A 12,346-nucleotide genomic window follows, 5' to 3' on the forward strand; every position below is an offset into this window, starting at 1 on the left:
CCCGAGGTGTCCATCCGGTCCAGGATGAAGTTGGTGGTGCCGTTGACGATGCCGAGCACCCGGGTCACCCGGTCACCGGCCAGCGACTCGTGCAGGGGCCGCAGGATCGGGATGGCGCCGGCCACGGCCGCCTCGTAGTAGAGGTCGCGACCCGCCTTCTCGGCGGCGGCGAACAGCGTGACGCCGTCCTCGGCCAGCAGCGCCTTGTTGGCCGTCACCACCGAGCAGCCGCTCTCCAGCGCGGCCAGGATCAGTGAGCGGGCCGGCTCGATGCCGCCGATGACCTCCACGACCAGGTCCACGTCGCCGCGCGTGACCAGCGCGTGTGCATCGGTGGTCAGCAGCCCTTCGGGAACGGTGACCTCGCGCGGCGCCTCGAGGCGGCGCACCGCGACGCCCACCAGCTCCACCGGTGCCCCGACCCGCGCGGCGAGGTCGGCGGCCTGCTCGCCGAGCAGCCGCACCACCTGCGACCCCACCGAGCCGCAGCCGAGCACGGCCACCTTCAACGCTGCGCTAGTCACGTTCCGCACCCATATCCGTCGCCAACAGGTCGTCCTCAGTCTCCCGCCGGACGACGACGCGCGCGACGCCGTCCCGCACCGCGACCACGGGCGGTCGCAGGGCATGGTTGTAGTTCGAGGCCATCGACCGGCAGTAGGCGCCGGTCCCGGGCACCGCCAGTAGATCACCCGGCCGCAGGTCACCGGGAAGGAACTCGTCCTTGACCAGGATGTCGCCGGCCTCGCAGTGCTTGCCCACCACCCGGGCCAGGGTGGGTCCGACCTCGGAGCGGCGCGAGGCCAGCGTGCAGGTGTAGTCGGCGTCGTAGAGAGCGGTCCGGATGTTGTCGCTCATCCCGCCGTCGACCGAGACGTAGGTGCGTACGGCGTTGCCGTCCAGCTCCACCTGCTTGACCGTCCCGACGGTGTAGACCGTGCACATGGCCGGGCCCACGATGGCGCGGCCCGGCTCGATGGACAGCCGGGGCTCGGGGATGCCCAGCGCACGACACTCGTGCTCGACGATCTTGGACATCTCGACGGCCAGCTGCTGGGGGTCGGCAGGGTCGTCCTGGGTGGTGTAGGCGATGCCGAAGCCGCCGCCGAGGTCGAGCTCGGGCAGCGTGGCCCCCAGCTCCTCGGAGATCCGGGCCTGCAGCGCCAGCACCCGGCGGGCGGCCACCTCGAACCCGGCGGAGTCGAAGATCTGGCTGCCGATGTGGGAGTGCAGCCCCAGCAGCTCCAGGCCGGGGGCAGCCAGCACCCGGCGTACGGCGTCCAGCGCCTGGCCCCCGACGATCGAGAAGCCGAACTTCTGGTCCTCGTGGGCGGTGGCGATGTACTCGTGGGTGTGCGCCTCGACGCCGGCGGTCACCCTCACCATCACCCGGGCGCTTCCGTCGGGGATCTCCCGGGTGACCTGGTCGAGCCGGTCGATCTCGGTGAAAGAGTCCACGATGATCCGCCCGACCCCGCTCGCCACCGCACGGCGCAGCTCGGTGACGCTCTTGTTGTTGCCGTGGTAGCCGATCCGCGCCGGGTCCACCCCCGCCCGCAGGGCCACGGATAGCTCGCCGTCGGAGCACACGTCGAGCGACAGGCCCTCCTCAGCGATCCAGCGCGCGACCGTGGTGCACAGGAACGCCTTGCCCGCGTAGAAGACCTCGTAGCCGCTGAACGCGTCACGGAAAGCCCGGGCCCGGGCCCGGAAGTCAGCCTCGTCCAGCACGTACGCCGGCGTGTTGTGGTCGGCGACCAGGTCCGCGACCGCCAGCCCGCCGACACGCAGCTGGCCGTCCTCCCCCTTGCTCGCCGTCATGGACCACAGGTGCGGCACCAGCTCGTTGACGTCCCCCGGCGGCCGCAGCCAGCTCGGACCGCGCAGGGCGCCCTCGGCGTGCGCCCACCCCGCCTCGTGCGCGTGCATCGGCCTCGCTCACATCCGTTCGGGGGCGGTCACGCCGAGCAGGTCCAGCCCGTTGGCGAGCACCACCCGGGTGGCAGCGACCAGCACCAGCCTCGCCCGGTGCAGGTCGGTGACCTCCTCCTGGCCCAGCGGCAGCACCCGGCAGGAGTCGTAGAAGCGGTGATAGGTGGCCGCGGTCTCCTCCAGGTAGCGGGCCACCCGGTGCGGCTCGCGCAGCTGGGCGGCCGCGGCGACGACCCTCGGGAACTCCGCCAGGGCCCGGAGCAGCTCTCCCTCCTTCTCGTGGGTGAGCAGGCTCGGGTCGAAGGTCTCCTTCTCGGGGAGGAGGCCCAGGTCCGCGGCGTTGCGCAGCAGCGAGGCGACCCGGGCATGGGCGTACTGGACGTAGTAGACCGGGTTGTCGCTGGTGGTGCGCGTGATGTGATCGATGTCGAGGGTCAACGGGGAGTCCGAGGGGTAGCGGGCCAGGGAGTAGCGCAGCGCGTCGACGCCGATCTCCTCCATCAGCTCGTGGAGAGTGATGAGCTCGCCCGACCGCTTCGACAGCCGGACCTCCTCGTCCCCGCGCATGATCTTGACCAGCTGGCCGATCAGGACCTCGATCGTCTGGTCCGGGTCGTCCCCGGTGCACGCCGCCATCGCCCGCAGCCGGCCGACGTAGCCGTGGTGGTCGGCGCCGAGCAGGTAGAGCAGCTTGTCGAAGCCGCGGGCGCGCTTGTCGACGTAGTAGGCGGTGTCGCTGGCGAAGTAGGTCAGCTCGCCGTTGGAGCGCACCAGGACCCGGTCCTTGTCGTCGCCGAAGTCCGTGGTGCGCATCCACAGCGCGCCGTCCGCGTCGTAGAGGTGGCCCTGGTCGCGGAGCTTCTCCAGCCCGGCGACCACGTCGTCGCTGTCGTGCAACGACCGCTCCGAGAACCACACGTCGAAGTGCGTGTGGAAGGCGTCGAGCTGCGCCTTCTGCTCGGTCAGCTGCACGGCGTACCCCGCCTCGCGGAAGGCGACCAGCCGCTCCGGCTCCGGCAGGTCGACGATCCCGGGGTCGGCGGCGACCACGGCGGCGGCCAGGTCGGCGACGTAGCTGCCGAGGTAGCCGTCCTCGGGCACCGGCCTGCCCAGGGCCCGCGCCTCCAGCGAGGCGCCGAACAGGTCCATCTGGGTGCCGCGGTCGTTGATGTAGAACTCGCGCGTCACCTCGGCTCCGGCCGCCTCCAGGACCCGGGAGATCGCGTCCCCGACCACCGCCCAGCGGGTGTGGCCCAGGTGGAGGGGCCCGGTGGGGTTGGCGGAGATGAACTCGACGTTGACCTTCTGCCCGGCCAGCACGTCGTTGTGGCCGTACGCCGGCCCGGACGCCACGATCTCGGCCGCCAGCACCCCCTGCGCCCCGGCCTCCACGCTGATGTTGAGGAAGCCCGGCCCGGCGATCTCCACCGCCGCGATCCCCGGACGGTCCCGCAGCCGCGCCGCCACCAGCCGGGCGAAGGCACGCGGGTCGGTCCCGGCCCGCTTGGCGAGCTGCAGAGCGACGTTCGTGGCGTAGTCCCCGTGCTCCCGCACCCGGGGCCGCTCCACCGTCACCGAAGCCGGGACCCCGTCGGGCAGCGTGACCGCGCCCTCGGCGACCAGGTCGGCCACGGCGTCGACGATCAGGCTGGACAGCTGCTCGGGGGTCACCGGGCAAGGGTATCGGCGCAGGTCGGACGCGCCCGAATCCATATCGCGCACCGGATGCCCCCGCCCTTCGGGCCGGTCCGCATCCCGTGGTCGCGGATCGGTCTCGTCGAGGAACCTGGATTGGCCGGCCTCATTGCCGGGCGGTATGGTCGTCCCCGCACCTGGGCCCCCGTAGCTCAGGGGATAGAGCACCGCCCTCCGGAGGCGGGAGCGCAGGTTCGAATCCTGCCGGGGGCGCGTTGATGTCTCGAGACATCGTGGACGGCCGAACCCACAGTCGCGTGGGTTCGGCCGTCCGTCTCTTCCCGGTGGCGGCGTCGACCGCCGGCGACAGCGACCCGATAGACATCCCGACACAGGTGGGTCTGGAGTCCCTTGACCGCGGGACGGCGTCGATCTGACCGTGGAAGGTACTTGTCGGCAGGAATGGAAGCACCTGATGCGGGAACCCCGAGCTGCTCGTGCCACGCTCCTCGTCGGCCTGCTCGGGGTGGGCGTCAGCCTCGCCTGGTCCTGGCGACCGTCGTACTGGTACGACGAGGCAGCCACCTTGAGCGCCGCGACCCGGGACCTGCAGGACCTGGAGCGGCTGGTACGGCACGTTGATCTGGTCCACGGGGGCTACTACCTGATCATGAAGCCGTGGATCGCCCTCACCGGATCGACCGAGTTCGCGACTCGGTCCTTCTCGGCCCTCGGCCTGGGGGTGACCTGCGCCGGCGTGGTCCAGCTGGGCCGGCGGTTGGCCGACCTCCGGCTGGGGGTCACGGCGGGTGTGGCGAGCATCCTGCTGCCGGGCCTGGCTTGGACCGGTCTGGAGGCACGGGGCTACTCCTGGGCCTGCGCAAGCGTGGTCTTGTGGGTGCTGGCATGGCTGCGCGCCGAGGAGAGCGACCGCGCTCGCGACTGGGTGGTCTGCACGACCGCACTGGTGGTGTCTGTCCACATCTTCGTGATCTCGATCCTGATGGTGCCGGTCCTGCTGGTCGCCGCGCGTGCCTGGGGTCGGGCACGCGGCCTGCTCCCTTCTTCTGTGGTCGGGACCGTCCTGTGCCTGCCCCTTCTGATCGCCGCGAAGAGCCAGGACCACGCACTGGGAGACACTGGCCAGACGCTCGGCATGACCTTCGCGAAGATCCTGGGACGCCAGTACTTCCTGAGCCCGCGAGGACCACGAGAAGCGGGGCTGGTCTGGGTGGCGGCGAGTGTGCTCGCGCTGACCTGCGCGCTGCTCGCAGGGCGCGCGATCACGGCCCGGCGCTCCCGCGAGACGCAGCGCGTGCTCACCCTGGTGGTTCCCTGGATCGTGCTGCCCAACGCGGTGCTGGTGCTGTGGTCGTGGGTGGTGCGGCCGGTGTACGCCGAACGCTATGCGTCGTTCACCGCACCCGCTCTCGGACTCCTGCTGGCCTACGGGCTCGTACAGCTGGACGACCGGCGGGCCCGGCAGCTCACGCTCGGCGTCGTTGCGGCGCTGGCCTGTGTCGTGGTGCAGGTCAGCCAGCGGGCCGAGGGATCGAAGGCCGCGGACGACTACCGGGCACTGGCACGGTTCATCACCGATCATCACCCCGACGCGGTCCTGTTCGGTGTGCCGAGCACCCGGGGCGTGGCCGTCGCCTACCCAGACGACTTCGTCGGGCCGGACCTGCCCAACGTCGGCCTGACCCCCGCCGAGTCTGAGACCCTCTGGGGCACCGTGCGAGCGCCGGACCAGCTGCTGCTGTCCACCGTGGTCGAGCCGGGTGGCCGCCTGGTGCTGCTGGACACCTCCGCTCCGGTCTGGCCGGGGACCAGGTTCCAGCGGTGGCTGGCACGCCATGGATGCGCGGTTGAGACGAAGAAGGCCGCCACGCGGTTCACGGCCTTCCTGGTCCGCTGTCCGTGAGGGGTCCGAACGCCGGCCGAGTCGCCAGCGCGCGAAGGCCGACGAGGTTCCCGAGCTCATCGGAGACCCGCCGAGCCCAGGTGGCCGAGATGTGGTCGTAGTCGCCGTACACCATCACGTCATCGACCACGGCGGGGCAGAGGGTGGGGCCGCACACCAGTCTCGCGGTGTCGACGAACGGCACGCCCAGTCGGGCTGCCGTGGCCCTCAGGGCCCGGTTTCCCTCGAGAACCGCATCCCGCGCCGGGGCCAGGCAGGTGCGCAGCACCGCGTGCGGGTCACTGAGGCAGTCTCCAGGCTCGAAAGGAAGCCCGCTCACGTCAGCGAGGATGCGCAGCTCAGGGGACACCTCGCGCAGCCGGTGGACGAGTGTCGCGACGCCTGGGCCCCAGGCGGCCGTCTCGCGCAGGTAGTCGTTGGTTCGAGACCCGAGGATCACCGCCTGTGGGCCCAGCCTCGTCAGCTGTGGGAGAGCCCAGCTGTGGTAGCGGGCGCACTCCGAACCCGTGGGGTCGCCCAGCGGTACGTCGTAGGGCGAGCAGCCGTACTTGATGAACGGCACCAGGCGGAAGCCCGCTGCTTCGGCCACGGGCCGGAGGGAGGGGAGCCACATCGCTGCATGCGAGTCGCCGTACACGGCCACCGTTACGTTCGAGTCGCCTCCGGGGTCCGGGCAGAGGTCGTGGCTCGTCGCCCCATCGGCTGCGGCGCAGGGAGGCCCGACCCCGCCCAGGTCACCGTCGAGACGGTCCTGGTTGGCCAGCGGGTAGGGGATCGGGGCGCCCGCCTTCGCCAGCTCGAGGGAGCGGGCGACGAGGGTGGTGGCGCTGGGGGGCTGCCGCCGCTCGGTCCGCAGCGGGGGCACGCGCCGTTCGGAGTGGTCGGCCTCGAAAGCCAGGGCCTGCGCGGCTCGCTGTTCCGAAAGGTCGGGTGCGGTGGCACCGGCCAGCATCGTGCCCGCGACGACAGAGCCCAGGGCGAGCGGCCACAGCAGCAGCCCACGCCTTCCACCGAAGAGTGTCCGGGAGTGGCGGATCGGGTTCTCCAGCACGTAGTGGGTCGCCGTCGCGAGCACCAGGACGAGGCCGAGCAGCAGCGTCCGCCGCCCGGGAGACACCGGCTGGCCGTCGTACGCCGACAAGCCGACCGCCAGCACCGGCCAGTGCCACAGGTACAGCGAGTACGAGAGATCGCCAAGCCACGGCAGAGGAGGCAGCGCCAGCAGCCGTGAGGGCCCCGCCACGGCGCCTGGCCGGGAGGCGACGATCACGGCGGCGGTCCCCGCAACCGGCAGTGCAGCCCGCCAGCCGGGGAATGCCGAACCGGCACCGAAGCTTGTCGCAGCGACGACGATCAGGGCCAGGCCCGCTGCGGACAGCAGCGCGCGTAGCCAGCCTGGCCAGGCGCAGCCCGAGAGGCGTGGCGCGATCACCGCCAGGGTGGCACCCACGGCCAGCTCCCAGGCCCTGGCGGAGGTGCTGAAGTACGCCGCGTCAGGTGACCGCTTCGTGAGGATCACCGAGCACAGGAACGACGCCACCAGGATGCCGATCGCCAGCGTCGCGACGATCGACCGGGCGCGCCGGGCGCGGCCCCGCCCGTGCAGAACGGCGGCGGCAGCCACGGCGATCACCATCGGCCAGAAGAGGTAGAACTGCTCCTCGACGGCCAGAGACCAGTAGTGCTGGAGCGGCGAGGTCGCCTGCCCCTGGGCCCAGTAGTCGGTCCCCACCGCCGCGAAACGGACGTTCGCCAGGAATGCGGAGGACCAGACCGCGTCGTCCTGGATCCGGTCAGCACGCACGGCCGACACCTCGTGCGCGGCGTACACGCAGGTGGCCACCAGCACGAGCGACGCCGCCGGCAACAGGCGTCGGGCGCGTTGCGCGTAGAACCGGCCCACCTGCAGGTGACCGGTCTGCTCGAGCTCCCGCAGGAGCAGCGAGGTGATGAAGAACCCTGACACCACGAGGAAGACGTCAACGCCGATGAAGCCGCCCGACATCCACGGGACTCCTGCGTGCATGCCGATGACCAGGAGCACTGCGATCGCCCGCAGGCCTTGGATGTCGATGCGTCTGGGCAGTGGCATGGCTCCTCCTGACCCTGCACGGGACGGGCTCGACCAGCGGGAACAGCAGGGAAGCTGCCCCCAGACGGCGGCTCTCCGAGCATGCCGGTGCCGCCCGCTGGGCACATGAGGCTGCAGTCCCGACGACGCCGGGAACTCCGGCCGCGTCACGCCGCCGACGACGAGGCCGTCGAGCTCAGCGGGCCGAGGGCGCGGACCCGGCGTTCAGGGGACGACGATCACGGGGACGACGGCTGCGCGGACGATCTTCGCGGCGCTGGACCCGAGGAAGACGGTGGCGAGCGGGTGCGTGGACGAGGAGCCGACGACGAGGAGGTCGCCACTGGTCCAGTGCACCCCGTCCAGCGCGTCGGCCCAGGAGCGGCCCTTCGCGACGACCGTCTCGAGCTCGGACCCGGCGAAGCCGTTCTCGACGAGATGGTCGACGGCCTCGCGCTGGCCGGCCCTGGCTGCCCTGCTCAGCTCCTCGAAGACGAGGTCCTCGGCGCCGCTGACCCCGGCCTGCAGCATGGCCCGGTGCTTGATCGTGACGGTGACCAGGCGGATCCGCGCGTTGGTGCGCCGGCAGATGTCCGCGACCCGATCGAGAAGCCTCCAGGTCGCGTCGTCGTCCCGGAAGGCCAGGGTGACGCGGGTGATGCGGGACTCGCGCGAGGGGCGGTACTCCCGGGGGGCGATGGCGACCGGGATCTCCGAGGAGTGCAGCAGGCGATCGGTCTTCGAGGTCACGGTGACCCTGCCGACCGGGCCGTGGAGGCCCGAGCCGACGACCAGGATCGATGCCTCCAGCTTCCGTGCCTGGTCCACGAGCGCGGCAGGCACGGAGCGCGCGGTGACCCAGGAGGCGGAGCCGGCGACGTCGGGATGCCGCTCGAGGGCGGCGAAGGCCTCGGCGGCGCTCGCCTCGCCCTCGGTGCGGGCCCAGTGGACGAAGTCCTTGTCGTGCTGGCTGGCGGTGGTCGCCTCCCAGCCCTGTGGGACCACGGTGAGGGCGTGCACGGCATCCGCCTCCGACCGGGCCAGCTCGCAGGCGAGCTCGAGGGCGCACGTGTCGTCCTTGTGCGGGCTGTAGCCGACGACGTACGTCATAGGTCGACGTCCTCCTCGACGTCTCCGCGCCGACCGCGCGGCTCGGCGATCTCCTCCGGGTCGCGGTAGGTGTTCAAGGTCGCGTGGTGCCTGCCGTAGAGGAAGTAGACGAGGAGGACCAGCGCGATCCAGCTGAGGAAGATGATCCACGTGATCGCCGCCAGGCCCCACATGATGTAGAGGCAGACGGCGACGGTGAGGATCGGGGTCACCGGGTATCCCGGGATCTTGAAGGGACGCTCGAGGTCGGGGTGGGTCCGACGGAGGATCATGATCCCGATGGCCACCACCGAGAAGGCCATCAGGGTGCCGATCGAGACCGTGTCCCACAGGTAGTCCGACGGCACGAAGCCGCCGATGAGCGCGACCACGATGGAGACCACGACGGTGTTGAAGACCGGCGTCATGGTCTTGGGGTTCACCTCGAGGAACTTGCGCGGGATCATCCCGTCGCGGCCGATGGCGAAGAGGATCCGGGTCTGCCCGTAGAGGGTGACCAGGGTGACGGAGAAGATCGAGATGACGGCACCGGCGGCGAGGATGGTGCTCCAGATCTCGTTGCCGGTGATGTCCTTGAGGATGAGCGCCAGCCCCGCCTCGGCGTTGTCACTGTCCTCGAAGAACGAGACCGGCTTGGCCGCCAGACCGGCGGCGGCGACCGCGAGGTACATCCCGGAGACGATCGTCAGGGCTCCGATGATCGCGCGGGGAACCGCCTTCTGGGGGTTCTTGACCTCCTCGCCCGCGGTGGCGACGGCATCGAGCCCGATGAAGGAGAAGAAGATCGTCCCGGCTGCCGCGCTCACGCCCGTGAACCCCTCGCCGAAGAAGTTCGAGAAGTGGTCGGCGTTGAACGCGCTGAAGCCGAGGACAGCGAAGATCGTGAGCACCACGAGCTTGATCACGACCATGATCGCGTTGACCTTGGCCGACTCCGAGGCGCCGCGGATGAGCAGCAGCATGCACAGGAGCACCAGGACGACGGCCGGCAGGTTGATGAGGCCTCCGGTGGGTTCTCCGTCGGTGCCCGGGATGGGTGAGACGGAGAGGGCCTCCGGCAGCTGCCACCCGAAGAGCTCGGAGAGCAGCTCGTTGAAGTAGCCGCTCCAGCCGACCGCGACGGCACCGGTCGCCACGCCGTACTCGAGCAGCACACAGCCGGCGATGACGACGGCGACGAGCTCACCCATGGCGTGGTAGGCGTAGGAGTACGTCGACCCGCTCACGGGGATCGCCGACGCGAGCTCGGCGTAGCACAGGGCGGAGAGCCCCGCGGCGATCCCGGCGATGAGGAACGACACGAGCACCGCCGGCCCGGCCTTGGGCACCGCCTCTCCGAGCACGAAGAAGATGCCCGTCCCGATCGTGGCTCCGACGCCGAACATCATCAGCTCGAAGGTCGACAGCTCGCGAGCGAGCTCCTCGCCCGTGTGGTGATGGTGCTGGAAGACGATCGGCTTGCGACGCCGCAGCTGCTCCCCGAGACTCGGCTGACTACCCGTGAGACTGGCCATCGGAACGCCTTTCGCCGGAGGCTCAATGCCCGGTGCGAACGATGGGCACGACCCTGCCGCTGCTCCGGGGGCCTGTCAACGCCCGCTGCACCCGCCAGCGGCCCTAGCCTGTGCGCCGTGAACGGTGCTGGCCGTGGGCCTCAGCCCTCCCACCGGTCGGTGGTACGCCGGTGGTGCTCGAGCAGGGTCCTGGCCAGCCCCGCCCCCGCGGAGCGCAGCTCGGCGGGTGAGACGACCCGCGCCCGCGGGCCGGCGGCCAGCAGGAGCAGCCCGACCCGGTGCGCGAGAGGTAGGAGCAGGTCCAGGTCGACCGTGGAGGCGAGCTCGTCCTCGCCGACGGTGCGCACGTCCTCGGCGTACACGTCCGCGGCCCACCGCGCCGACTGCGGCAGCGTGACCCGGACCCGGGTCGTCTCGCGCTGCCGGGCGAGCCGTCCACCGAGGTCGTCGGGCGGGAGGAAGGTGTCCTCGAGCACCTCGCACTCGCGGAGATTGGCGAGCAGGTAGGTGCGCATCCGCTGCTCGGCGTCCAGTGGGCCGGCGTCGACCTCCCAGCCGCGCCGGGTGTTGACGAGGCGGTAGGGATCGATGACCCGCTCGCTGACTCCGCTTCGCCAGGCCCGGGAGTAGACGACCCGGACCCGCCGCCGGGTGCGCACCGCCTGCTGCAGCGCGCCGAGCGCGTCGTCCCCGGGACGCGACCGGGGCGCCGGCGCACCGGACGGTTCGCCGTACATGGTCTCGGCCAGCACCCTGACGGCGGAGGCCAGGTGCGGGTCGGCCGGCTCGAGGTCCTGCAGCAGCCGGGCCGCGGTGAACAGGAGGGCGAGCTCGCCGGCGGTGACGTACTGCACGCCCAGCTCCTCGACGCCCGGGTCGCCGGAGATCCGCACGACCTCGGCCTGGTTCGGGTCCGCCTCGTCGCCGTCGGGACCCAGGAACTCCAGAGCCGGCGCAGGGCGGTAGAAGCCGAACTCGACGACGTCGGCGGAGTAGAACGACAGCAGATCCTCGCGCACCTCCTCGACCGGGGCGCCGACCCGCTCGGCCAGCCGGTCGAGCGACAGCCCGTCCGGATAGTCCGCGAGCAGCTCGAGCACCCGCGGAAGCCGGGCGAAGCGCCGGACGTAACCCGGTGCGTCAGCACCCATCGTCGGCACCCCCCGCCAGGGACTCGAGCTCGGCGAGCACCTCCGCACGGACCTCCGACGGCCCGAGCAGCTCCACCCGGGTGCCGAGCTCGTAGAGCCTGGCCCGGAAGGCCGACCGGTTCGTCACCCGGTAGCGCAGGTCGATGGTGTCCCCTCTGTGGTGCTCGCCCACCGGCTCGAGCAGCCACCGGACGACGTCGGCCCGGAAGCAGCCCTGGGTGCGCAGCATGACCTCGACGGGCGGGTCGATCTCCCACCGCATCGGGTGGAGGTCCGCTCGACGCTCCAGGGTCAGGTGGCGGGCGGTGCCCGCGCCGAGGGCTTCGACACCGCTCATCCGTGCCACCACGAAGGCCTTGACCTCGGCTGCGGCGTCTTCCACGGCGTCGTCCTCGAGCGCGTGCAGGTACCACCTCCCGTGGCGCGGCGCGACCGACTGGGGGTGGGCCAGCCGGGTCGTCCCCTTGTAGGAGAACCTGAGCAGCGCACGACGGCGCACCGCCTCCAGCACCGCGCTGAGGGCGGCCGGCTCGCCGTCCAGCCGGACGTCCACCGGCGCGGGCGTCGGGACCTGCTCCTGCGTCAGGCCCACGTGGTCGAGCAGGTCCGAGCGCCTCGCGAGCATCGCCGCACGCTGCAGCGCCGCGGCCTCCGGCGGGCTGAGCCGCACCCGCAGCCGGTTGTCCAGGGTGGTCATCCGGTACGTCGCCCGCTCGCCCTCGTGGCTGATCCGCTCGATCTGCCAGCCCTGCCGCTCGAGGTACCGCAGCTCCCGCTGGAGCTGCTCGCGTCCCGACTCCCCCGGCTGGAACCCGGCGATGGCGACCAACCGGTCGACGGGGACGCCGTACTTCGGGCTCGCGCTGAGCACCGCGGCGATCCGCACCAGTCGTTCCATGGGCCCTCGCTGGTCCCGACCGCGCGCCACTGCGTCCCCTCTCCTCCGTCGACTCCCGAGTCTGGCGCACCGACGGCTGGTTCGCCCGCGCTTCAGCCCGACGCGTCGACC

The 12,346-nt window shown here is 71.5% G+C and carries 9 protein-coding genes and 1 tRNA gene; 2 read left to right on the plus strand and 8 right to left on the minus strand.

Going from position 1 to position 12,346, the window contains the following annotated elements; translation table 11 throughout:
- From PLP61_RS09980 to argS, 3 genes are all read right to left on the minus strand, one after another.
- The coding region (locus PLP61_RS09980) for a homoserine dehydrogenase (protein WP_324502562.1) at window positions 1–524 on the minus strand (524 nt) is incomplete at its 3' end.
- Window positions 517–1,929: a diaminopimelate decarboxylase gene (lysA, locus tag PLP61_RS09985; protein ID WP_324502563.1), complete on the minus strand. Its 1,413-nt coding sequence runs from the start codon at window positions 1,927–1,929 to the stop codon at window positions 517–519. The genes PLP61_RS09980 and lysA, both read right to left, overlap by 8 nt.
- A gap of 9 nt (window positions 1,930–1,938) precedes the next feature.
- Complete coding sequence (gene argS / locus PLP61_RS09990) at window positions 1,939–3,603, minus strand: arginine--tRNA ligase (protein WP_324502564.1); 1,665 nt, start codon at window positions 3,601–3,603, stop codon at window positions 1,939–1,941.
- A gap of 165 nt (window positions 3,604–3,768) precedes the next feature.
- Here argS and PLP61_RS09995 point away from each other — a divergent pair.
- Window positions 3,769–3,840, plus strand: a tRNA-Arg gene (locus PLP61_RS09995).
- 202 nt (window positions 3,841–4,042) lie between these two features.
- The gene (locus PLP61_RS10000; RefSeq protein ID WP_324502565.1) at window positions 4,043–5,491 is read left to right on the plus strand and encodes a glycosyltransferase family 39 protein; all 1,449 of its coding nucleotides are present in this window, start codon (window positions 4,043–4,045) and stop codon (window positions 5,489–5,491) included.
- Here the strand turns inward: PLP61_RS10000 and PLP61_RS10005 are convergent.
- The 5 genes from PLP61_RS10005 to PLP61_RS10025 form a co-directional block, all read right to left on the minus strand.
- Complete coding sequence (locus PLP61_RS10005; protein WP_324502566.1) at window positions 5,463–7,583, minus strand: acyltransferase family protein; 2,121 nt, start codon at window positions 7,581–7,583, stop codon at window positions 5,463–5,465. The genes PLP61_RS10000 and PLP61_RS10005 overlap by 29 nt on opposite strands.
- 204 nt (window positions 7,584–7,787) lie before the next feature.
- The gene (locus PLP61_RS10010) at window positions 7,788–8,672 is read right to left on the minus strand and encodes a universal stress protein (RefSeq protein ID WP_324502567.1); all 885 of its coding nucleotides are present in this window, start codon (window positions 8,670–8,672) and stop codon (window positions 7,788–7,790) included.
- Complete coding sequence (locus tag PLP61_RS10015) at window positions 8,669–10,186, minus strand: APC family permease (protein WP_324502568.1); 1,518 nt, start codon at window positions 10,184–10,186, stop codon at window positions 8,669–8,671. Before PLP61_RS10015 ends, PLP61_RS10010 begins: the two co-directional genes overlap by 4 nt.
- Before the next feature lie 140 nt (window positions 10,187–10,326).
- Window positions 10,327–11,337, minus strand: coding sequence for a helix-turn-helix transcriptional regulator (locus tag PLP61_RS10020; RefSeq protein ID WP_324502569.1), 1,011 nt, complete (start codon window positions 11,335–11,337; stop codon window positions 10,327–10,329).
- Entirely contained in the window at window positions 11,327–12,235 is a 909-nt protein-coding gene (locus PLP61_RS10025) for a helix-turn-helix transcriptional regulator (protein ID WP_324502570.1), read from the minus strand. Before PLP61_RS10025 ends, PLP61_RS10020 begins: the two co-directional genes overlap by 11 nt.
- Between the last annotated feature and the right edge of the window lie 111 nt (window positions 12,236–12,346).

The organism is Nocardioides sp. (assembly GCF_035429765.1).
GTDB lineage: Bacteria > Actinomycetota > Actinomycetes > Propionibacteriales > Nocardioidaceae > Nocardioides.